This is a genomic window from Flavobacterium supellecticarium (assembly GCF_004801375.1).
Taxonomy (GTDB): domain Bacteria; phylum Bacteroidota; class Bacteroidia; order Flavobacteriales; family Flavobacteriaceae; genus Flavobacterium; species Flavobacterium supellecticarium.
Genome location: NZ_SSNZ01000014.1, coordinates 1 through 20,389 on the forward strand (window position 1 = coordinate 1; position 20,389 = coordinate 20,389).

General features: G+C 38.7%; 22 protein-coding genes. 13 read left to right on the forward strand and 9 right to left on the reverse strand.

The window, feature by feature from the left end; translation table 11 throughout:
• The 3 genes from E6C50_RS17320 to E6C50_RS17330 all read left to right on the forward strand — a co-directional run.
• Window positions 1-185, forward strand: a 185-nt coding sequence (locus E6C50_RS17320) for a T9SS type B sorting domain-containing protein (protein ID WP_136404510.1), incomplete at its 5' end; no start/stop codon positions are given.
• A gap of 5 nt (window positions 186-190) precedes the next feature.
• Window positions 191-1,186 carry a PorP/SprF family type IX secretion system membrane protein gene (locus E6C50_RS17325; protein ID WP_136404511.1) on the forward strand — a complete coding sequence of 332 codons (996 nt, stop codon included), beginning with the start codon at window positions 191-193 and terminating at the stop codon, window positions 1,184-1,186.
• A 60-nt stretch (window positions 1,187-1,246) separates the two neighbouring features.
• Entirely contained in the window at window positions 1,247-1,759 is a 513-nt protein-coding gene (locus E6C50_RS17330; protein WP_136404512.1) for a gamma carbonic anhydrase family protein, read from the forward strand.
• A gap of 92 nt (window positions 1,760-1,851) precedes the next feature.
• On the opposite strand, the gene murI is transcribed toward E6C50_RS17330, so the two are convergent.
• From murI to E6C50_RS17370, 8 genes are all read right to left on the reverse strand, one after another.
• Window positions 1,852-2,637 (reverse strand): glutamate racemase, encoded by a 786-nt coding sequence (murI, locus tag E6C50_RS17335; protein WP_136404513.1) that lies wholly within the window; start codon window positions 2,635-2,637, stop codon window positions 1,852-1,854.
• A gap of 66 nt (window positions 2,638-2,703) precedes the next feature.
• Window positions 2,704-3,216, reverse strand: coding sequence for an OmpH family outer membrane protein (locus tag E6C50_RS17340; RefSeq protein WP_136404514.1), 513 nt, complete (start codon window positions 3,214-3,216; stop codon window positions 2,704-2,706).
• Between the two features lie 17 nt (window positions 3,217-3,233).
• Entirely contained in the window at window positions 3,234-4,265 is a 1,032-nt protein-coding gene (locus E6C50_RS17345; protein WP_136404515.1) for an OmpH family outer membrane protein, read from the reverse strand.
• A gap of 40 nt (window positions 4,266-4,305) precedes the next feature.
• Complete coding sequence (locus E6C50_RS17350; RefSeq protein WP_168732853.1) at window positions 4,306-7,056, reverse strand: BamA/OMP85 family outer membrane protein; 2,751 nt, start codon at window positions 7,054-7,056, stop codon at window positions 4,306-4,308.
• Window positions 6,989-7,729, reverse strand: coding sequence for an isoprenyl transferase (locus E6C50_RS17355; RefSeq protein WP_136404516.1), 741 nt, complete (start codon window positions 7,727-7,729; stop codon window positions 6,989-6,991). The genes E6C50_RS17350 and E6C50_RS17355 overlap by 68 nt, the downstream gene beginning before the upstream one ends.
• A gap of 4 nt (window positions 7,730-7,733) precedes the next feature.
• Complete coding sequence (gene porG / locus E6C50_RS17360) at window positions 7,734-8,417, reverse strand: type IX secretion system protein PorG (protein WP_136404517.1); 684 nt, start codon at window positions 8,415-8,417, stop codon at window positions 7,734-7,736.
• A gap of 152 nt (window positions 8,418-8,569) precedes the next feature.
• On the reverse strand, window positions 8,570-9,454 hold the full coding sequence (locus tag E6C50_RS17365) for an NAD kinase (RefSeq protein ID WP_136404518.1): 885 nt from the start codon (window positions 9,452-9,454) through the stop codon (window positions 8,570-8,572).
• Window positions 9,455-9,463: 9 nt separating this feature from the next.
• Window positions 9,464-10,123 carry a CBS domain-containing protein gene (locus E6C50_RS17370; RefSeq protein ID WP_136404519.1) on the reverse strand — a complete coding sequence of 220 codons (660 nt, stop codon included), beginning with the start codon at window positions 10,121-10,123 and terminating at the stop codon, window positions 9,464-9,466.
• A gap of 95 nt (window positions 10,124-10,218) precedes the next feature.
• Here E6C50_RS17370 and E6C50_RS17375 point away from each other — a divergent pair, with 95 nt between their 5' ends.
• The 10 genes from E6C50_RS17375 to E6C50_RS17420 all read left to right on the forward strand — a co-directional run bounded on the left by E6C50_RS17375 (window position 10,219) and on the right by E6C50_RS17420 (window position 20,088).
• Window positions 10,219-10,932, forward strand: coding sequence for a pyridoxine 5'-phosphate synthase (locus tag E6C50_RS17375; RefSeq protein ID WP_136404520.1), 714 nt, complete (start codon window positions 10,219-10,221; stop codon window positions 10,930-10,932).
• A complete protein-coding gene (locus E6C50_RS17380) occupies window positions 10,932-11,699 on the forward strand; it encodes an alpha/beta fold hydrolase (RefSeq protein ID WP_136404521.1) in 768 nt (255 codons plus the stop codon). The genes E6C50_RS17375 and E6C50_RS17380 overlap by 1 nt, the downstream gene beginning before the upstream one ends.
• A 145-nt stretch (window positions 11,700-11,844) precedes the next feature.
• Window positions 11,845-13,098: an OmpP1/FadL family transporter gene (locus E6C50_RS17385; protein ID WP_136404522.1), complete on the forward strand. Its 1,254-nt coding sequence runs from the start codon at window positions 11,845-11,847 to the stop codon at window positions 13,096-13,098.
• A 35-nt stretch (window positions 13,099-13,133) separates the two neighbouring features.
• Window positions 13,134-14,711 (forward strand): SGNH/GDSL hydrolase family protein, encoded by a 1,578-nt coding sequence (locus E6C50_RS17390; RefSeq protein ID WP_136404523.1) that lies wholly within the window; start codon window positions 13,134-13,136, stop codon window positions 14,709-14,711.
• Window positions 14,712-14,797: 86 nt separating this feature from the next.
• Window positions 14,798-15,136 carry a phage holin family protein gene (locus E6C50_RS17395; RefSeq protein ID WP_136404524.1) on the forward strand — a complete coding sequence of 113 codons (339 nt, stop codon included), beginning with the start codon at window positions 14,798-14,800 and terminating at the stop codon, window positions 15,134-15,136.
• A gap of 124 nt (window positions 15,137-15,260) precedes the next feature.
• Entirely contained in the window at window positions 15,261-16,586 is a 1,326-nt protein-coding gene (gene tig / locus E6C50_RS17400; RefSeq protein WP_136404525.1) for a trigger factor, read from the forward strand.
• Window positions 16,587-16,666: 80 nt separating this feature from the next.
• On the forward strand, window positions 16,667-17,326 hold the full coding sequence (clpP, locus tag E6C50_RS17405; RefSeq protein WP_136404526.1) for an ATP-dependent Clp endopeptidase proteolytic subunit ClpP: 660 nt from the start codon (window positions 16,667-16,669) through the stop codon (window positions 17,324-17,326).
• A 48-nt stretch (window positions 17,327-17,374) separates the two neighbouring features.
• Entirely contained in the window at window positions 17,375-18,607 is a 1,233-nt protein-coding gene (clpX, locus tag E6C50_RS17410; protein WP_136404527.1) for an ATP-dependent Clp protease ATP-binding subunit ClpX, read from the forward strand.
• A gap of 575 nt (window positions 18,608-19,182) precedes the next feature.
• On the forward strand, window positions 19,183-19,542 hold the full coding sequence (locus tag E6C50_RS18005; protein WP_230979032.1) for a GNAT family N-acetyltransferase: 360 nt from the start codon (window positions 19,183-19,185) through the stop codon (window positions 19,540-19,542).
• Window positions 19,543-19,734: 192 nt separating this feature from the next.
• Window positions 19,735-20,088: a helix-turn-helix domain-containing protein gene (locus E6C50_RS17420; protein WP_136404528.1), complete on the forward strand. Its 354-nt coding sequence runs from the start codon at window positions 19,735-19,737 to the stop codon at window positions 20,086-20,088.
• A gap of 149 nt (window positions 20,089-20,237) precedes the next feature.
• On the opposite strand, the gene E6C50_RS18105 is transcribed toward E6C50_RS17420, so the two are convergent.
• Window positions 20,238-20,389 (reverse strand): OmpA family protein (locus E6C50_RS18105; RefSeq protein WP_168732854.1); only part of this gene is annotated, 152 nt, incomplete at its 5' end.

The window sequence follows — 20,389 nt, forward strand, 5'->3', positions numbered from 1 at the left end:
CAAAAATTTATATATTTGACCGATACGGAAAACTATTGAAACAGATCAAACCATCGCGCTCAAGCGGATGGGACGGAACGATGAACGGTCAACAGCTGCCATCGACGGATTACTGGTTCACAGTGACCTATACGGAGAATGGAGATATTAAAGAGTTTAAAGCGCATTTCTCATTAAAAAGATAACCCAAATGAATATTTTTAAAAAACGTTATTTAGTTTTAGCATTATTTTTATCCCAGATGTCTTTCGCACAGGAAGGGATTGCAGTTTATTCTGATTATTTATCGGATAACTATTATCTGATCCACCCGTCAATGGCTGGAGCAGCAAATTGTGGAAAGATCCGGTTAACAGCCAGACAGCAATGGTTTGGACAAGATGATGCGCCTGCCTTGCAGACTTTGAGTTTTAATACCAGTGTTGGGGAGCAATCCGGTATCGGTATTATTGCTTTTAATGATAAAAACGGGTATCATTCACAAATGGGAGGTAAGATTACTTATGCGCACCATATCCGTTTTTCAAGAGGTGCTAACGATTTGAATCAGTTATCATTTGGTATGAGTGCTGGTTTGGTACAAAGTACGCTGGATGAATCCAAATTCGGAAATGATTTTGATCCAATCGTTGCCGGTATGAAACAAAAAGATTCGTATTTTAATATCGATTTAGGGGCGTCTTACCACTACCTTGATTTCTATACGCACTTTACGGTTAAGAATGCCGTATCGAACAAACGCGATATCTATACCGATATTGAAAGTGATAACTTAAGAAAATATCTATGGAGTGTGGGTTATGTATTTGGTAACAGTGATAACGGATTATCATGGGAGCCATCTGTAATGTTACAGTATGTGGATAAAACCAAAGAGAAAACCTTTGATATCAACCTGAAAGTTTATAAAGATATGGACTTCGGTAAATTATGGGGAGGTTTGTCTTATAGAAGAAGTTTTGACGGTGCTCAATTCGTTGCTGATAACAGCGTGAGTGACCAGAAATTACAATATATCACTCCTATCGTAGGGGTGAATTACAAAAACTTTATGTTTGCGTATACGTATTCACACTTAACGGGTGATGTAAAATTTGATAACTCCGGATTCCATCAAATCACACTTGGTATCAACTTATTCTGTAAGCGTGAACCATACGATTGTCACTGTCCTGCAGTTAACTAATTATAAAGAGATTATTAATTCTGTCCCGATTTATTCGGGACATTTTTTTAGAAGAAAGTTATGCTTATAAAAGAAGTTAGGGGAAAGTATCCTCAAATCCCTGAGGATTGTTATGTGGCCGAAAATGCCACTATTGTCGGTGATGTGTCCTTTGGTGCCTCATGTAGTGTTTGGTTCAATGCTGTCGTGCGTGGTGATGTGCATTATATAAAAGTAGGTGATAAGGTAAACATCCAGGACGGTGCGGTTATCCATTGTACGTATCAGAAGCATCCAACAATAATTGGAAATAACGTTTCCATCGGACATAACGCAATTGTACACGGTTGTACGATTGAAGATAATGTACTCATTGGAATGGGAGCGATAGTAATGGATAATTGCGTGATCAAGAGTAATTCGATTATTGCTGCGGGTTCAGTGGTAACGCAGAACACTGTGGTGGAATCCGGGGTGATTTACGCGGGTATTCCGGCTAAAAAGGTAAAAGATATCAATGCTTCGGATTTCGCTGGAGAAATCGAGCGTATTTCGAATAATTATGTAATGTATTCCAGTTGGTTTAAAAAATAAGTTTGTTTCTTTTTTCCACTCGCGGATTTAGTAAAATATAAAAGGCCATCTTAAGATAAAAGATGGCCTTTTTAGTATAATGTATTTTCGGTTTAAAAATCGATTACGGAAACACTGTCGGAAAAAGGAGAACCCAATAATTTTTTGAGAACATCCGCTTTCGAGTTGGTGTAGAACAAATGTTCAGTTGCTTCGTGTGATGTGTTTAACAGTCCGTTTTGTTCCAGTATGTTTTGGGTTTGTTTCGCAACGGCTTCACCGGAGTCGATAATTTTAATATGATCCGGAATGATTTCTTTAATCTGCGGAATCAGAAAAGGGTAGTGTGTGCAACCCAATACCAGATAATCCATATTGGCGGCTACCATCGGATCGAGATAGGTTTTTAGCAACTCTTTAATCTCTTCTGATTCAAGATCGCCGTTTTCGATTAGCTGAACAAGATTATAGCCCACCTGTTCAATGATATTGAGGTGCTGGTAGTTCGCTATGGTTTTGTGGAATAACTCGCTGTTTAGCGTTCCTTTTGTGGCCAGGATGCCAATTGTTTCGGTCTTGGTCTGATTGGCAGCCGGTTTAATCGCCGGTTCGATACCAATAAAAGGAATGTCATAGCGGGCACGTAGTTCCTTTATCGCATTCGTTGTTGCGGTATTACAGGCAACGATTACCATTTTACAACCGCGTTGGATTAAATAGTCAACGTTTTTACAACTTAAACGGATAATGTCTTCTTTGGTCTTCTGACCATATGGGGCGTTTTTACTATCGGCTAAATAGATGGTGTTTTCATCAGGGAGGAGTTGATGTACCTCTTTCCAGATGGAAATGCCTCCAACACCGGAGTCGAATAAGCCTATGGGGTTTTTACTACTCATTACACAAATATAAAAAAAAAACTGCCCTTGGAAAAAGAGCAGTTTTATTTTTATGAATAGAATGGATTATTTAAAACCTAATTCTTTTTTAACGTCACCTAATAAATCCGGACCGTCGGCCAAAATTACACCACTTCCGTCAGTTGAATCTAATACATATTGGTATCCTTTTGCTTTCGCTACTTTTTGGATTGCAGTTCTTGCTTTTTCCATGATTGGTTTTACAAGATCCAATTCTTTTTGTTGTAATTCTTTTCCGGCATTCTCTCTGTACTGTTGGATTCGCTGACCCATATCCTGCATTTCTTTAGAACGTGTTTCGTTGATAGCTTCAGTTACAGTAGCTGCTTCTCCCTCGTATTTTTTCAATTTGGTTTGATACTCACTAACCATAGTTTTATATTGTGCATCGTATGTCTCACCAATTTTTTTTACTTGAGCCTGTGCGGTTTTCATGTCCGGGTAGCTTGTCATCAGTTCACTTACGTTGATGTGTGCTATTTTTGCCTGTGCAGAAATAGTTTGACTAGCACCAATGAAAAGTGCAGCAGCGATAAGTAAAGTTTTTAACTGTTTCATTGTTTTAGGTATTTAATTTAATTTTCTGATTTATTTTCTGTTGTCTTATTTTTCAATTTTTCTTCGCGCTCTTTTTTAGCCTTTTCTCTTTCTTCCAATATTTTTTGTTTGCGCTCTTCTAAGGCTTTTTTACGCTCTTCTATTTTTTGCTGACGTTCCTGTGCCGCTTTTTCACGTGCCTCCTGTTGTGCCGCTTTGATGTCGGCTTTAGGATCTGCTGCAGGTGTGGTTACCGCTGTTCCGTCTGCTGCTTTTTCGGCTGGTTTATCAGTCGCTTTATTTTCGGTTTTGTTACCACCTTGTTTTGCTTTTCGCTCTTCAAGTAGGAGTTTTCTCTTTTCTTCCTGCTCCAGTTTTCGGGCTTCCAGTTCTGCTTTACGATCGGCAATTAGTTTTTCACGAGCTGCTTTTCTTTCGTCAATTTTTCGCTGACGTTCCACCTGATCCGGATTGGCATTGTCCATATCTTCTTTGCGTTCCTGCGCTTCCAGTTCTTTTTGCTGTTTTTTGCTCAACTGCTCTTTTTTCTGCGAACGGGTTAATACTCGTAATACCTGATCACTGATGTCAAAACGCTGTGCTGCAAAAAGCATCGTCAGATCGGACGACTTGTCGAATACAAAATCGTATTTTTTGGCTTCGGCAATGTCCTGAACGGCATTAAATACCTGATCCTGGATTGGTTTTACCAACATGGTTTTCTGTGTCATCAGATCCCCTTGCGGGCCAAAACGTTTTTGCTGATAATCCAACATTTCCGTTTCCAGAAATTTGATTTCTTCCTCTCTTTCGGCAATTAATTCTTTAGTAAGTAAAACCTTTTCTGTTTTAAGACTTTCCTTTAATTTATTGACTTCATTTTTTTTGGCTTCGATCTCCTGTTTCCAGCCTTGTGCTTTTAATTCCAACTGGTTTTTCGCTTCGGCATATTCCGGTGCTTTTTCCAGAATATATTCCATATCGATATAACCTATGCGGATTCCTCTACCTTGCGCATTCGATGCGATACTAACAAATGTTACAAGTGCCAATAAAAAATATTTTCTCATAGAATTAAATATTATTTTTCAACTATCGTGCCAAACTTTATTAAAACTGTTGTCCAATGATAAAGTGCGTCTCCCATCCATTTTTCTGAGTTTGTCCTGGTAAGGCATCAAATCCGTATCCGAAGTCAATTCCCAGTAATCCAAATGCCGGCATAAATACCCGTAATCCAAATCCGGCTGAACGTTTCAGATCAAATGGATTGTAGGATTTGAATGAATCGAATGAGGCTCCTGCTTCTAAGAATGTCAATCCGTAGATGGAGGCCGATGGATTCATGGTAATCGGGTAACGCAACTCTAAGGAGAACTTGTTGTAAATGGTTCCTCCGGATTGTTGCCCTTTTTGAGAACCTTCCTGGATGATTGGTGTTAACGATTGATTCGGATAACCACGTAACTGAATCACCTCTCTACCATCCATGGAGAAATTCGCTAATCCGTCACCTCCTAAATAGAATCGTTCAAACGGTACTAATCCTCTCGATTGATTGTATGCTCCAAGGAATCCAAACTCTCCTAACGAACGCAATACTAATTTATTGTAAATGGTCGTATACCAGTCGGCTTTAAATTTCACTTTGTAATATTCCAACCAATTAAATTTCTTCTGATCTACTAATGATTGATCTGCTGCAGCATCGTGGAAATTCGTTACCGGATTTCCATTGGAGTCAATATAGGATCCCGATGGTACAAAAATATTGTTTGAGTTCAGATATCCGGCACCGTTATTTTTCAATTTATAAGCCTCCTGATTTCCTAAATCACCGTAATCTACCCCGTTAAATAACGAGTAAGGTAAGGTAAATTTTCCAGAAATACTAAATTCTGAACCATAAGTTGGGAAAATTGGATTGAAACCCTTACTGTTACGAGTCAGACCAATTGTATAGGTAAGGTTTTTAGACGAACCGTTACCAAAGGTAAATAACCCGGTGTTGTAGTTGTTCAAATCGTAATACTGGAAACTCACTACGTGGGATAATTGGAAATAATCATCCGGAATTGTAAGACGTTTCGCTAATCCTACCGATAATGTTGTTATGTTGAAACTTTGGTTTCGTGTTACATCACGGGTCTGGTAGTTGTATAAGAATTGTTTACTGTGTGAAATCGATGTCGAGAAACTTACCGGTTTTTTACCACCTAACCATGGTTCCTGGAAGGAAATACTATAGGTTTGGAAATAGCTGCTTCCCTGAAGACGTAACGACATTTTTTGTCCGTCTCCCATTGGTAACGGGCGGTAAGCACTTTTGTTAAAAATGTTTTTGATCGAGAAGTTATTAAACGATAATCCCAACGTTCCGATGAATCCACCACCACCGTAACCACCTTGTAACTCTACCTGGCTGGAACCTTTTTCAACTACGCTCCATTCTACGTCAACACTTCCTGAAGAAGGATCGGCATTTTTTACTTCCGGACGGATGGCTTCCGCATCGAAAAACTGTAACGCTCCCAAGTCACGAATGGTACGGATTACGTCCTGTTTGTTCCATTTCTGTCCCGGACGGGTACGCAATTCACGATAAATTACATAATCGTTCGTTTTGTCATTTCCTTTAACCGTTACATTGTTGAAGTAGGCAATCGGACCTTCTACAATTCGGATCTCGAAATCGATAGTGTCGTTGGCCGTACGTACCTCAACCGGGTTAATATTCGAAAACAAATAACCGTTGTTTTGGTATAAGTTGGTAATATCTTCCGCATCCGGACTTTTTTTGTTGGCAATACGCTCCTGTAATACTTTTCCGTTATAAACATCGCCTCGGTTAATACCCAGAAGTCGTCGTAATTCACGATCGGTATAAACCGTATTTCCAAGGAAACGGATGTCACCAAAATAATAACGTTTTCCTTCTTCAACGTTTAATTTGATCGCTACGGTATTGTCTTTTTTGTTATAGGTAACCGTATCGGAGGTTATACGGGCATCGCGGTACCCTTTTTCTTTATATTTTTCAACAATGGAAACCAAGTCTTCCTTGTATTTGTCTTTGATGTATTTTGAAGTCTTGAAAAGACGCATCGGGTTAAAAGGATTACGCACTTTGGTGTTGCTCATCGCTTTTTTGATTTTGGAAGCCGACATCATTTGGTTTCCGGTAATTTCGATGTCTGAAACTTTTACCTTCTTGCCTTTGTCAACCAGGATAACCATATTCACATTGTGTTCGGTCGAATCGGTAGCAATGGTATTGATGGTTACTTTCGTGTTGAAAAAACCGTCTTTTTTATATTTGTTTTCAATGTAATTACGCGTTGTGGTAATTAAATTTTCATTGACAACCTTTCCTTTTTTAAGGTCGTTGTCTTTGATAAACTCTTCGCTCTTTCCTTTTTTAACACCGGTGAATTTTACATCCTGTAATTTCGGTAATTCATGGATGTTTAATTCCAGGAAAATACTATCGCCCTGAATTTTATTGAAATAAACGTTGATGTCATTGAAAAGTCCAAGCTTCCAAAGTTTTTTGATGGCATTACTGATTTCCTCTCCGGGAACACTAATCATTTGTCCTTTTTCCAAACCGGAAAAGGTTACAACCGTTTGCTGGTTATAACTTATTTTTCCCGTAACATCTACATCTGCTAATATGTATTGTCGACCTGTTTCAGGTCCGGTATGCGGTTGTTCCTGAGCATTTAATTTGGAAATGTTTCCTAAAATTATAATAGCAAAAAGTAGTTGTATTCCTTTTTGAAGCATTTGTAAATTATTTAATTTGTTCGCTGGTTTTTCCAAATCTACGTTCTCTTTTTTGATAGCTGATGATTGCCTCATATAAATCTTTTTCTCTAAAATCAGGCCATAGTACGTCAGTAAAGTAGAACTCTGCATAAGCAATTTGCCATAATAAAAAGTTGCTGATACGGTGTTCGCCGCTTGTTCTGATAACCAGGTCGACGTCGGGTAAATTATGCGTGTAAAGATGCTGATTTATAATTGATTCATCAATATGGGCTGATGAAATTATATTATTTTTAACTTTATCGCTGATGTTTTTTACAGCTGAAATGATTTCTTCACGGGAACCGTAGCTCAGTGCCAGTGTTAACGTCATTCGGGAGTTGGTTTGTGTCTTTTCAATAACTTCCATCAGTTCTTTTCGAACCGAATCCGGTAAATGCTGTATCGAACCGATACAATTTAGACGGATGCTGTTTTTCTGTAAAGTCGGAAGTTCGCTTTTCAGGGATTTGACCAAAAGTTTCATCAGAGTTTCCACCTCAACCTTTGGGCGGTTCCAGTTTTCGGTCGAAAAAGCGTAAAGGGTAAGAAATGAAATCCCGAGTTTGGCACAACATTCTACAGTTGTCCGTACCGATTTGGTTCCGTTTTCATGGCCAAACGCACGGAGCATCCCTTTCTGTTTTGCCCAACGACCATTACCATCCATAATGATGGCCAGATGTTTGGGAAGGTTCTCTTTATTAATTGTATTTTCTAAATCCATTTATTTATTCTGCACAAAAACATGGGTTTTGCCCAAACGTATACGTTAAGGTTATTCCCGAAAAAACATACCAGTCGTTACTGTTTAGATTTCCGAATTGTAATCGTTTAAACTGGTCGTTTTTGGGATTACTTCCGTCCAAATTGTCTGTAAAGGTATAACGGGCGCCTACTTCAAATCCCAGGATAAAACTATCCGTTAGCCTTGTTTTGATTCCTGCAATAATCGGAATACCAAAAGCATTTCGGGAATCGTCTGTACGCGTGGTGCCGTTCAATACATACAATTCGTCATAGCGGAATAAACTCACTCCCGTGGTAATATAAGGAGTAGTTATCGGTCCGGAATCATGTAAATCGAAATCAAAAAAGTTGAATTCGAGTGCTAAAGATAATTCTTTTACAGAATTTTCAAAGCTGTAACCCCGGTCCTTTCTTCCGGAAACCTTTGAATCGGCATCACTTGCGCTTATTTTTCCCTGTGTATAGGAAATTCTGTAGGAATGTCTTTTGCTTCGGTTCCATTTGTATAAGATTCCAAAACCAAAGTCCTTTGGAGCAATGTAGCTCGTTGGTCCTACATCTCCTACATAGTTGCTTCCTCCTAAAAAAATACCCAGCTCGTTAATCTGAGCGTGCGAATTTGTGTAGGTGAATACCAGTAAAAATGCAATAAGAATTCGACTCATTTTTCTAAAATAGTGTGCAAATATAATAATATTGATTTCTAAACCATTTAATTGCTCGTTTTTTCAGCTTTTTTTTGACTGAGGCGATCTGGCATAGAACAATAAAACGGGATATTGCCGTTTCTAGTATGACTTCATTTTTAAAAAAACGTTTAATTTCTTTTGTCTTCTCCCCAAAGTAATTTGTTGCGAAGTGTTTTTAGGAAGCCTTCCTCCGGAAATTCAACCATGTTTATGGTGAACGGTGCTTTTTTGATATGGATTTCGGTTTCATTGTCAATCGCCTTGGTTCCGGAATCAAGCGATACCAGAAACTGAGGTTCTCTTCCGGAAACCTTAAGTTTGATTTCGGTATCGTCGGAAATAATCAATGGGCGAACATTCAGGTTGTGTGGCGCTATAGGCGTGATGATAATGCATTTTACTTCCGGAGTGATCACAGGACCGCCACAGCTTAAGGAATAGCCGGTCGATCCGGTTGGTGTGGAAATAATCAATCCATCCGCCCAGTAAGAGGTTAGATATTCACCATTCAGACAGGTTTCAATGGTGATCATCGATGTGGTGTCTTTTCGGGAAACGGTGATTTCGTTCAAGGCAAAATTCAGATCGTAAATATTGCATTCGTCCGGGTAACACTCCAGACTCAATAAAGAGCGTTGCGAAATTTTATACGTGCCTTCGAATAATAGCGGTAACAGATGTTCAATGGCATCCTGTTGTACGTTGGCTAAAAAACCCAATCGTCCGGCATTGATTCCTACAATCGGGATGTTTTTGTTTTTAACATAGGTCGCCGCACGCAACATCGTACCGTCGCCTCCAATGCTGATAAAAAACGCAACCGAACTGTCGAGTTGGGTATGATTGGAAAATGTCGGATACGATTTGTCGATAATTCCTTTTTCCAATAGTGTCGTATGAAAGTCGGCTTCAAAAACCACCTCAGTTTCATAGTTTTTAAAAACATCGAATACTTTATGGATAATTTCTTCGGTGTTTTTCTGGTAGTAGTAACCGTAAATAGCTATTTTCATACGTGTCTTTTAAATGTTTAAATATTTGTCCAGGTAGTCCGATCGGTCCTTCAGATTGTTCAGATAGGCGTCTTCCTGATGTTCGGAAACGATCTCATAATTATACCGGCGGAAGGTTTGAATGATTTCGTTTAAACCGCCAAGGCTTATTTTAACCGTAATCTGAACGCGATCCATTTCGGCTTTCGAAATAAACATCCCTAATATCCGGGCATTGTTGGTTTCGACGATCTGACTGATTTCGCTCATGCTGTATTCTTCTGCACCTTTTTCGACGATAAGGATACCGCCTTCTTCCCGTAAGAATGGGGTTTCGTGAAAAAAACGGATGATGTCGTCCATTTCATAATATCCCAAATAGTTGTTGTCGTTGTCCAGTACCGGAACCAGATTGGTTTCGTTTTTGGCAAAAACTTCCAGAACATCCAGCCACATCGTGTCTTTTCGGACAAAAAAGCGTTCGAAGGTATACCGGAAATCACCAATTTTCATATCGTGATCCAGTAATTCCACATCGTGCGCACCGATACATCCGATATAGATGCCATTTTCGACTATCGGAAAATGACTATACGGAAATTCCAGAAAAAGGTCTTGTGCCGTTTCGATACTCTCGTCGGTGCAAAGCGGATTAATCTCCTTAATGATGTAGTCGGAAATTTCAGTCATGGTAAGTGGGTCTTATAATCGAATGCAAAATAATCAAAAAATAGGATATTACCGCTTAATTATACTTTGTATTTTTGTGGGAAAATAGATTGATTATGACAAAACTTTCGGTAAATATTAATAAAATAGCGACGTTGCGCAACTCACGGGGAGGGAATGTGCCTAACCTGTTACAGGTGGCCATAGATATTCAGAAGTTTGGAGGGCAGGGAATTACAGTTCATCCCCGACCAGATGAGAGACATATCCGTTATCAGGATGCAAGAGATTTGGTTGCGGTTGTGCATACCGAATATAATATTGAAGGAAATCCGGTAAAGAAATTTATGGATCTGGTTTTGGAAACCAAACCCACTCAGGTAACATTAGTTCCGGATGCGGATGATGCACTGACTTCAAATGCCGGATGGGACACCATCAGGAATAAAGATTTTTTAAAAGAGGTTATTGCGGAGTTTAAACGTAACGGAATCCGAACCTCCATTTTTGTCGATCCGGTATTGGAAATGGTGGCCGGTGCCAAAGAAACCGGAACCGACCGGATTGAATTGTATACCGAAGCGTTTGCACATGAATACGGTTTGGGAAATTATAACGGAATCGAACCGTATGCGGCTGCTGCTGCTTTGGCTAACGAACTGGATTTAGGAATTAATGCCGGACATGATCTGAGTCTGGATAATATCAAATTCTTTAAAGAAAATATACCGGGATTGTTGGAGGTTTCGATCGGACATGCGCTGATTTCGGAATCGATTTACCTTGGACTGGAGAATGTAGTGAATATGTATTTACAACGGATGAAATAATGAGTTTGTATTCAAGAATTGAAGGTTCGGGAAAGCCATTGCTTATTATTCATGGTTTTTTAGGTATGTCGGACAACTGGAAAACATTGGGAACCCAGTTTGCTGCCGAAGGGTATGAAGTACATGTGCTGGACATGCGTAACCATGGGAAAAGTTTTCATTCGGATGCATTCAGTTATCAATTGATGGCCGATGATGTCTATGAATATTGTCAGCAACACAATCTGACCCATATTGATCTTTTGGGGCATTCTATGGGTGGGAAAGTTGCAATGTTAGTGGCTGTTACTTATCCGGAACTGGTGAATAAGTTGGTTGTGGCCGACATCGGACCGAAGCAATATGCGCCGCATCATCAGGATATCTTAAAAGGCTTGAGTGCGGTCGACTTTTCTCAGAAACCGGGTAGAAGCGAGGTGGAAGCAATTGTGGAATCCTATATTCCGGATTTTGGAACACGACAGTTTCTGTTGAAAAACCTGTATTGGAAAGAACCCGGGCAACTGGCGTTTCGTTTTAATCTGGATGTTTTTGTCAGGAATCAGGAAGTAATAGGAGAGTCATTGCCGTATGAAGGTCATTTTGATAAGCCTGTACTCTTTTTAAAAGGTGAAAATTCAGGTTATATCAAAAGTGAAGATGCCGAATTGATTGAGCACCATTTTCCGTTTTCTAAAATTGAAACGATTAAAAACGCAGGTCACTGGCTGCATGCCGAAAATCCAGGCGATTTTTTTACAGCAGTAATTTTATTCTTAAAAGGTTAGAATTATAAGGTTGTTAATTTAAAAGAATAAATATTATGAGTGCATAATATTTTTCTTAAAAAAATTGTAAAATCCATATTTTGTTATAAATTTGATATAATCAATATTTGAACGTAAACAAATAAAACTAACACATTTTTAACTTATGAGAAAACTGCTATCTTTAACATTGTTAGCTCTGGCTTCTTCGAGCGCTTTTGCAGGCGGGTATCGGGTGAGTCTTCAGGGGCAGAAGCAATTGGCAATGGGGCATACAGGAGTTGCTGTTGTAAATAGTGCAGAGGTATTGTTCTTTAATCCGGCAGGAATGTCCTACTTGAAAGATCGATTTAATATCTCTGTTGGTGCTAATATCCTTACAGCAAAAACAAAATTCCAGAATGAAATGTACAATTGGAATGCTTCTACCAGTAATACCGGAACGCCTTTCAATATTTATGCTTCCTACAGAATAACCGATTGGCTTTCTGCCGGAATCGCGGTGTATACACCATATGGTAGTGAAGTAGCCTGGAACCAGGATTGGCAAGGGGCTCATTTAGTGAATAAAATTGATTTGAAATCGTTTTATGTTCAGCCAACAATCTCCTTAAAAGTAAACGAATATTTTAGTGTGGGTGGTGGACCTATCTATGTGAATGGTTCGGTTGAATTCAACAGAAACCTGTTCCGTGGTGATAATATCACCGATGCAAACGGAAATCGTCCGGATGTAACCTTGGATGCAAAAGGAATTTCCGGATGGGGATATAACGTAGGTTTTATGTTTAACCCGACCAATAAAATGCGTTTAGGGGTAAACTACCGTTCTAAAATCGTTATGGAAGCCCGTGATGGAGATGCTACTTTCCACGATATTCCAGCTTTCTTACAAGGAACGTTAACCAATACGAAATTTAATGCCGACTTGCCTTTGCCGGCCGAGTTGACAGCAGGTTTGTCGTACCAGATTACCGATAAGTTTTTGGTAGCATTCGATATTAACAGAGCGATGTGGAGTGCCTATAAAGCTTTGGTGGTTGAATTTGCAAACGGTGCGCCAACGTCTAACAATCCGAGAAATTATAAAGATGCCACTACCTACAGAGTAGGAGCACAATATAAAGCGAATGAGAAATTTACTTTCCGTGCCGGATGGTATCATGACGAAAGTCCGGTTCAGGATGGTTATTTCGCTCCGGAGACTCCAAGAAACAGTTCTATGGGATATACAGGTGGTTTAACGTACCAGATCGGAAAACGTTTTGGAGTTGATGTGTCCTTCCTGTACCTGCATTTCGACGAAGTGAATAACAGTTATGATCACTATACTGAAGGAGCGAACCAAAATGTTAGTTTTGGCGGAACGTATAAATCATCGGTGTTTTCGCCAGGTTTAGGGGTAACCTATAGCTTCTAAGTCTTAATCGTCTAATCTTTTTATCGGAATTTAACATGAAAAATAAATTTATATACTTTGCTGTTTTGGCTTCGTTAGGATTAGCATCCTGTGAGCCGGAATTTGAAAACGAGGTGAGCAATGCGAGTTACTCGGCCGGAGATGCTGATTTTAGTTCGTATGTAGCCATCGGAAACTCATTGACCTCCGGATACATGGATGGTACTGTGTCGCGTGTGAGCCAGCAGTACTCCTTTCCGAACATTTTGGCACACCAGTTTGCTGTTGTAGGTGGAGGTGAATTTACACAACCGTCTTACGCAGAAGATACCGGTAATCTTGGTGGGTTATTGATTAACGGACAGCCTTTCCCAAGTGCACAGGCAAATGCGTTTCCAACACGATTGATTATTAATGCTTCAGTTGGTGGACCTCAAAATATTGCAGGAACCTCAACGATCAATGTAAGCCCATCTACATTACAGGCTACGGCTTATAATAACATGGGAGTACCGGGAGCGAAAACATTCCATTTAACATTACAGGGGTACGGAAATATCGCCAATTTAGCGACTGGTATGGCAAACCCTTACTTTGTGCGTCATGCGGTAACACCAAATTCAACAGTGATTGGTGATGCGATGACGAAAAACCCGACGTTCTTTACCAACTGGATTGGAAATAATGACGTGTTAGGGTATGCAACCAATGGAGGGGTAGGTTCTACTTCTGGAACCGGTTCGGCCGATATAACACCGTCTGCCGTATTTTCTGCGGCGTATGGTGCGATTATCGATCAGTTAACGGCAAACGGCGCTAAAGGTGTTGTGGCTACGATTCCTTCGGTAACAGCAATTCCTTTCTTTACAACCGTTCCGTACAACCCGATTACAGCAGCTTTATTAGCAAGTCCGGCGGATCCTACAGGTGCCGGAACAATTCAGGCACTAAATACACAATTATACGGGCCGCTTAAACAGGCTTTAACTGCTTTTGGGGCTGGAGATCGTATCAATCTGCTTTCGGCAACGGGTCAAAATCCATTGTTGATTAAAGATGAGACGTTAACCAACCTTTCAGCTCAGTTAACCGCTGCGTTTACACCAACATTAGGGCCGACATTGGCAGCGCAATACGGACAAATCTTCGGACAGGCAAGACAAACAACCAATAACGATTTGGTGTTGTTAACAACCAGAACGGCTATCGGAACAGCTCCTGCCGGAATCCCGGCTCCGCTTGATAAATATGGTATTACATTCCCATTGGAAGACAAACACATCTTGATTCCATCTGAAAAAGATGCCATTGCTGCAGCGACTACCGATTTTAACAATGTCATCAGAGCAAAAGCAGCTGCTAAAAACCTGGCGGTAGCCGATATGAATGCAATCATGAACCAATTGGTGAGTGGATTGCGTTTAGAAGATGGTCAGATTTATACGGCTAACTATTTTAGTACCGCTACAATCAATACCGTATTGTTCTCGTTGGATGGTGTACACCCGAACGCAAGAGGTTATGCTGTTATCGCGAATGAAGTGATTAAAGTAATTAACAACTACTACCATGCAAAATTACCATTGGTAAGCGCCGGAACCTATCCGGGGGCGACCGTTTTGGTTACAAATTAAAACACCGTAAGGTATTATACTTTAAAAAGCACTGATTATTCAGTGCTTTTTTATATTTTTATAACACGAAAACGAAACAAAATAATATGAATTTACTTGTTAGACTCCTCCTTACGACCATCCTTGTGGTGGTGTTGGCTAAATTTTTACCGGGCGTTACGGTAGATAGTATCAAAACAGCGCTTATTGTTGCTGTGGTTTTGGCGTTACTTAATACGTTTTTAAAACCGATACTGGTGTTTTTTACATTGCCGGTAACAGTGCTTACGTTGGGATTGTTCCTGTTGGTGATCAATGCAGTGATGATTTTAATCTGCGATTACCTGATCGACGGCTTCGAAGTCAAATCGTTTGTGAGTGCCTTAATTTTTAGTGTTGTCCTTTCTGTTTGTCAGTGGTTACTGAATCTTTTTGTGAAAGACTAAAGTAGAAAACACGATTTTAAAAGATATTTTTTAGCTTATTGAGATACAATAAGTTAAAAACTTGGTTGGGTTGTAAAAAATATATAATTTTGCAACCCAATTTTAGTATGTAAAAAATAAAATAATGAATATTACAAGAAACAATGTTGATGCATTAAATGCGATTGTAACAGTTGAAGTTGCAAAAGAAGACTATGCGGGTCAGGTTCAAAAAGTTTTAGCAGATTATCGCAAAAATGCTAGTATCCCTGGATTCAGAAAAGGTGCTGTACCAATGAGTTTAATTCAAAAGCAATATGGTAAAGCGGTTCTTCTTGATGAAGTAAATAAATTGTTACAAGATTCATTAAACAACTATTTAGTTGAAGAAAAATTAGATATCCTTGGAAATCCGCTTCCAAAAGTTACGGAAGATTTCGATTGGGATACCGATAATTATAAATTCGAATTCGAATTAGGTCTTGCTCCTGAATTTTCAGTTGATTTAACGGCTAAAAATGATATCACAAAATTCAATATCATTGTAGACGACGCTATGTTGAATGAGCAAGTGGAGCGTATCCAAAAACAATACGGAAAATTGATCTCTAAAGAGAAAGTAGAAGAAGGTGACGATGTAAGAGGTACTTTCTCAAACGAAGAAAAAGGAATCAATAATACCACAAACATCACGTTGGATATCTTTAAAGATAAAAAAACGATCAAAAAATTCATCGGTAAAAAAGTAGGCGACGTAGTTACCGTTAGCACTAAAGGTTTATTTGATGATGATCACAAATTGATGGACTACCTGAAAGTAGGTCACGATGACGTTCATGGTTTGGATGTTGAAGTAAACTTTACAATCGAAGAAATTAATACTACTGAAAAAGCAGAATTAAATCAGGAGTTATTGGATAAATTATTCGGAGAAGGAATTGTAAAATCGGTTGAAGAATTAAAAGAGAAAATCAAAGAAGATGCGGATAAGCAATTTGCTACGCAGGCGGATCAGAAATTCTTAAACGATGTTACGGAGTTCTTAATCGAAAATACAAAATTTGATTTGCCAGCTGAATTCCTTAAAAAATGGATTCAGACGGTAGGAGAAAACCCATTAACCGAAGAGCAGGCTAACGAAGAGTACGCAAAATCGGAAAAAGGATTGCGTTACCAATTAATCGAAAGTAAAGTAATCGTTGAAAACAACTTACAAATCACTTTCGAAGACTTAAAAGCCTTTACTGCTGACTTGATCAAAAAGCAAATGGCACAATTCGGACAAATGGATCCGTCTGATGCTGAGGTAGAAAATATCGTTGCGCGTGTATTGTCAAATCAGGAAGAAGTAAAACGTCTTTCAGAACAAGTAATGAACGAAAAGATGCTAAATGTTTTCAAAGAAAAGGTTTCTGCAAAAACTAAAGAAGTTTCTTACCAAGACTTTATTAAAGAAATGTACGGAGAATAATTTGTACTAAAAAATAAGTATATTTGAGCGTCAGACAAATTTGTCTGGCGCTCTTTTTAATTTTAAACAAAAAAATTACTATGAATTACGGAAAAGAATTTGAAAAATATGCTACCAGACACCATGGTATCAATAGCATGTATTACGATAAAATCGTAAGTAGTATGACACCATATATCATAGAAGAACGACAAATGAACGTGGCTTCTATGGATGTTTTCTCCCGATTAATGATGGATAGAATTATCTTTTTGGGAACTGGAATCGACGATTATGTAGCGAACATTATCCAGGCGCAATTGTTGTTCCTGGAAAGTGTAGACGCTTCCAAAGACATCAGTATTTATATCAATTCACCGGGTGGAGGCGTATATGCCGGACTGGGAATTTACGATACCATGCAGCTGGTTAAACCGGATGTAGCTACCATTTGTACCGGAATTGCCGCTTCTATGGGTGCGGTGTTATTATGTGCCGGAGCCGACGGAAAACGTTCGGCACTACCACATTCCCGTGTGATGATCCACCAACCGCTTGGAGGAGCGCAAGGTCAGGCTTCCGATATCGAAATCACAACCCGTGAGATCTTAAAACTGAAAACCGAGTTATACGAAATCATTTCGAAGCACTCCAAACAGCCTATGGATAAAGTACACCATGACAGTGACCGTGATTACTGGATGATCGCACACGAGGCCAAAGCATACGGAATGATCGATGAAGTATTAATCAGACAATAATTTTTTTGAAGATGCTTCACGGCATCTTCACTTTTTAAGAAAATAAAAATGGCTAAAGAAGTATTAGAGTGTTCTTTTTGTGGAAGAAAAAAGCCAGAAACAAACCTGCTGATTGCCGGAATCAATGCGCATATTTGCGACAGATGTATTGAACAGGCACACGGAATTGTTTTAGAAGAATTAAAACAGAGTGAGAATTCAGGATTGCTGGCCGATTTGGTATTGAGCAAACCTAAGGAAATACGCGCATTCCTGGATCAATATGTAATCGGGCAGGAGCAAACCAAAAAAGTATTGTCCGTTGCCGTTTACAACCACTACAAACGTTTGTTGCAAAAACAGTTGGACGATGAAGTGGAAATTGAAAAAAGTAACATCATCATGGTGGGACAAACCGGTACCGGTAAGACATTAGTAGCCAAAACCATTGCCAAAATGTTGAATGTGCCTTTGGCAATCGTAGATGCTACGGTATTGACCGAAGCCGGATATGTGGGAGAAGATGTGGAAAGTATTCTAACCCGTCTTTTACAGGCTGCCGATTATGATGTGGCAAAGGCGGAACGCGGAATTGTATTTATTGACGAGATTGATAAAATTGCCCGTAAAAGTGATAACCCATCCATCACCAGAGATGTGTCCGGAGAAGGTGTGCAACAGGCCTTACTAAAGTTATTGGAAGGAACAGTGGTAAATGTACCGCCTAAAGGAGGACGTAAACACCCGGATCAGAAGTTTGTTGAGGTGAACACTCAAAACATTCTTTTTATCGCAGGTGGTGCTTTCGACGGTATTGAGCGTATCATTTCCAAACGTTTAAACCATCAGGCGGTAGGTTATACAGCGTCTAAAAATTCCGATCAGGTGGATAAAAGCAACTTATTACAATACATCATCCCGAAAGACATTAAAGATTTTGGATTGATTCCGGAGATTATCGGACGTTTGCCGGTGTTAACGCATATGGATCCTTTGGATCGCGAAACCTTACGTGCGATTCTGACGGAACCTAAAAATGCTTTGGTAAAACAATACAAAAAACTATTCGCAATGGACGACGTGGAATTTTCTATTACCGACGATGCGTTGGATTTTATTGTAGACAAAGCGCTGATGTATAAATTAGGCGCCAGAGGATTGCGTTCGTTATGCGAAGCGATCTTAACCGATGCAATGTACGAACTACCAGGTTCGGATGAAAAAGAACTGGTAATCGACAAAAAATATGCGGAACATTCGTTGGATAAAAATCTGTTACAACGATTAAAAGCAGTATCATAATATGAAAGGGTTGTCGCGAGACAATCCTTTCTTATTATATTCTTATGATGTTTATTGGTGAATTTATCATTATAAATAATAAAGAACAGGTTGTTGGCTAATATAGTCCAGTACGGTAGGTGCATGATTATGTGCTGTTTGGAATGAAATTTGTTGTATGTTTGTATATATTTTAAAGATGTAGGAATAATGGCGAAACCGATTAAAATAACTCCTGTACTTAAAGGAGAAGATGCTGTTAACTTTTATACAAGCTTGGAGAAAAGCGACAAAAGAAAAGTTAGCAGTGATACTATATTGACTATTAGAAAAGATGCTGATAGATTAAAATCGTTATTCAAACATAGAAAATGATAGATGGAATTGGAGTTTGATGATTCATATACTATATTCAAAGTAAGTGGTGATACTGTATTTAAGCCTTTTGATTGTGGAGATGAAGATTTAACGAGTTTCTTTTAGAAAAGTCTATTCAATATGCCAGTGAACACCTGGCAACTACTTTTGTTATTGAGAATGATTCTATTACTGTAGCCTATTACAGTATTTTCAATGATAGTGTAAATGTTCAAAATATGGAGTTTGCTTCAAAAACTGCTATTAAAAGACTTTTAAAAGATTTAGTTTCTCATCCAAAAAGGCATCTAAAAAGTTATCCGGCAATAAAAATTGGTAGATTGGGAGTCACAAAAACAATTCAGAAGAGTGGTTTAGGGAAAATGATTGTTAATTCAATCATTGAATTAGCAATTAGCGCTAATGAAAATTGTGCTTGTAAAATTATCACAGTTGATGCGTATGCTCAATCGTTGCAGTTTTATGAAAGATTGGACTTTAAATTTTTTTCAGAAAGTGATAAGGGAAATGATACTAGACAAATGTATTTAAATTTGACACCAATTATTTTAGCCGCTATTGAAAATCCAGAAAGTTGATTTACTGTTTTTTAGGAAACGATTAACTATAAACTATGTTTTACTTCTTGTTGTGTAAGACCATATATATTGTCCTTTTTTGGGATAATTTAGAAGCATAATTTTAATTATATTTATATCTGTTATTCATTAAAAAATAATAATTATGTCACAGTTCAATACGCCAAATAAAAAGTACATCATGGAAAAAATATTAAACGTTTTCGCGAAATATTAGGTATTAAACAGGAAGCTTTAGCCGATGAACTTGGCGACGGCTGGAACCAGAAAAAAGTGTCTTTACTGGAACAAAGAGAAACTATTGAAACCAATATACTGACACAGGTAGCAGCAATATTAAAAATACCGGTTCAGGCCATTGAAAACTTTGATGAAGAACAAGCTATGAACATTATTTCGAATACGGCCTCTTTTGATAATTGCCAATATCCTACTTTTTTAAATCATCAACCCACATTTAATCCAATAGATAAAATAGTCGAATTGTATGATGAGAAAATTGCTTTATATGAGCGACTGTTACAGGATGTTGATTTAGTTATATAAAAAAGGAAGAAATGATGGCGGAACTAAAGGACTTACTTAAGAATAAATAATATAGTGGTATTACGACATAACAAAGGCGACCAATCGATCGCCTTTGTTGTATATAACACCTGACAGGTTTCTAAAAACCTGTCAGGTGTTTGTATGTATTACTTCTTAACAATCAGGAATTCTGATCGTCTGTTTTTCGCGTATTCTTCTTCCGTACAGTTATCGCCGCAGTTAATCTTAGGCTCACTCTCTCCGTAACCTTTTCCGGAGATTCTGTCCTTAGCAATTCCTTTGGAGATAATATACTGAA

Excerpts from the sequence above, each read along its gene's own strand:
- E6C50_RS17325 (WP_136404511.1), top strand. The coding sequence starts at position 191 with ATGAATATTTTTAAAAAACGTTATTTAGTTTTAGCATTATTTTTATCC.
- E6C50_RS17370 (WP_136404519.1), bottom strand. The coding sequence starts at position 10,123 with ATGACTGAAATTTCCGACTACATCATTAAGGAGATTAATCCGCTTTGC.
- E6C50_RS17345 (WP_136404515.1), bottom strand. The coding sequence starts at position 4,265 with ATGAGAAAATATTTTTTATTGGCACTTGTAACATTTGTTAGTATCGCA.
- E6C50_RS17395 (WP_136404524.1), top strand. The coding sequence starts at position 14,798 with ATGAATTTACTTGTTAGACTCCTCCTTACGACCATCCTTGTGGTGGTG.
- E6C50_RS17350 (WP_168732853.1), bottom strand. The coding sequence starts at position 7,056 with ATGAGGCAATCATCAGCTATCAAAAAAGAGAACGTAGATTTGGAAAAA.
- porG (WP_136404517.1), bottom strand. The coding sequence starts at position 8,417 with ATGAGTCGAATTCTTATTGCATTTTTACTGGTATTCACCTACACAAAT.
- murI (WP_136404513.1), bottom strand. The coding sequence starts at position 2,637 with ATGAGTAGTAAAAACCCCATAGGCTTATTCGACTCCGGTGTTGGAGGC.
- E6C50_RS17390 (WP_136404523.1), top strand. The coding sequence starts at position 13,134 with ATGAAAAATAAATTTATATACTTTGCTGTTTTGGCTTCGTTAGGATTA.
- E6C50_RS17385 (WP_136404522.1), top strand. The coding sequence starts at position 11,845 with ATGAGAAAACTGCTATCTTTAACATTGTTAGCTCTGGCTTCTTCGAGC.
- E6C50_RS17330 (WP_136404512.1), top strand. The coding sequence starts at position 1,247 with ATGCTTATAAAAGAAGTTAGGGGAAAGTATCCTCAAATCCCTGAGGAT.
- E6C50_RS17340 (WP_136404514.1), bottom strand. The coding sequence starts at position 3,216 with ATGAAACAGTTAAAAACTTTACTTATCGCTGCTGCACTTTTCATTGGT.
- E6C50_RS17355 (WP_136404516.1), bottom strand. The coding sequence starts at position 7,729 with ATGGATTTAGAAAATACAATTAATAAAGAGAACCTTCCCAAACATCTG.
- E6C50_RS17380 (WP_136404521.1), top strand. The coding sequence starts at position 10,932 with ATGAGTTTGTATTCAAGAATTGAAGGTTCGGGAAAGCCATTGCTTATT.
- E6C50_RS17365 (WP_136404518.1), bottom strand. The coding sequence starts at position 9,454 with ATGAAAATAGCTATTTACGGTTACTACTACCAGAAAAACACCGAAGAA.
- clpP (WP_136404526.1), top strand. The coding sequence starts at position 16,667 with ATGAATTACGGAAAAGAATTTGAAAAATATGCTACCAGACACCATGGT.
- tig (WP_136404525.1), top strand. The coding sequence starts at position 15,261 with ATGAATATTACAAGAAACAATGTTGATGCATTAAATGCGATTGTAACA.
- E6C50_RS18005 (WP_230979032.1), top strand. The coding sequence starts at position 19,183 with ATGGAGTTTGCTTCAAAAACTGCTATTAAAAGACTTTTAAAAGATTTA.
- clpX (WP_136404527.1), top strand. The coding sequence starts at position 17,375 with ATGGCTAAAGAAGTATTAGAGTGTTCTTTTTGTGGAAGAAAAAAGCCA.
- E6C50_RS17375 (WP_136404520.1), top strand. The coding sequence starts at position 10,219 with ATGACAAAACTTTCGGTAAATATTAATAAAATAGCGACGTTGCGCAAC.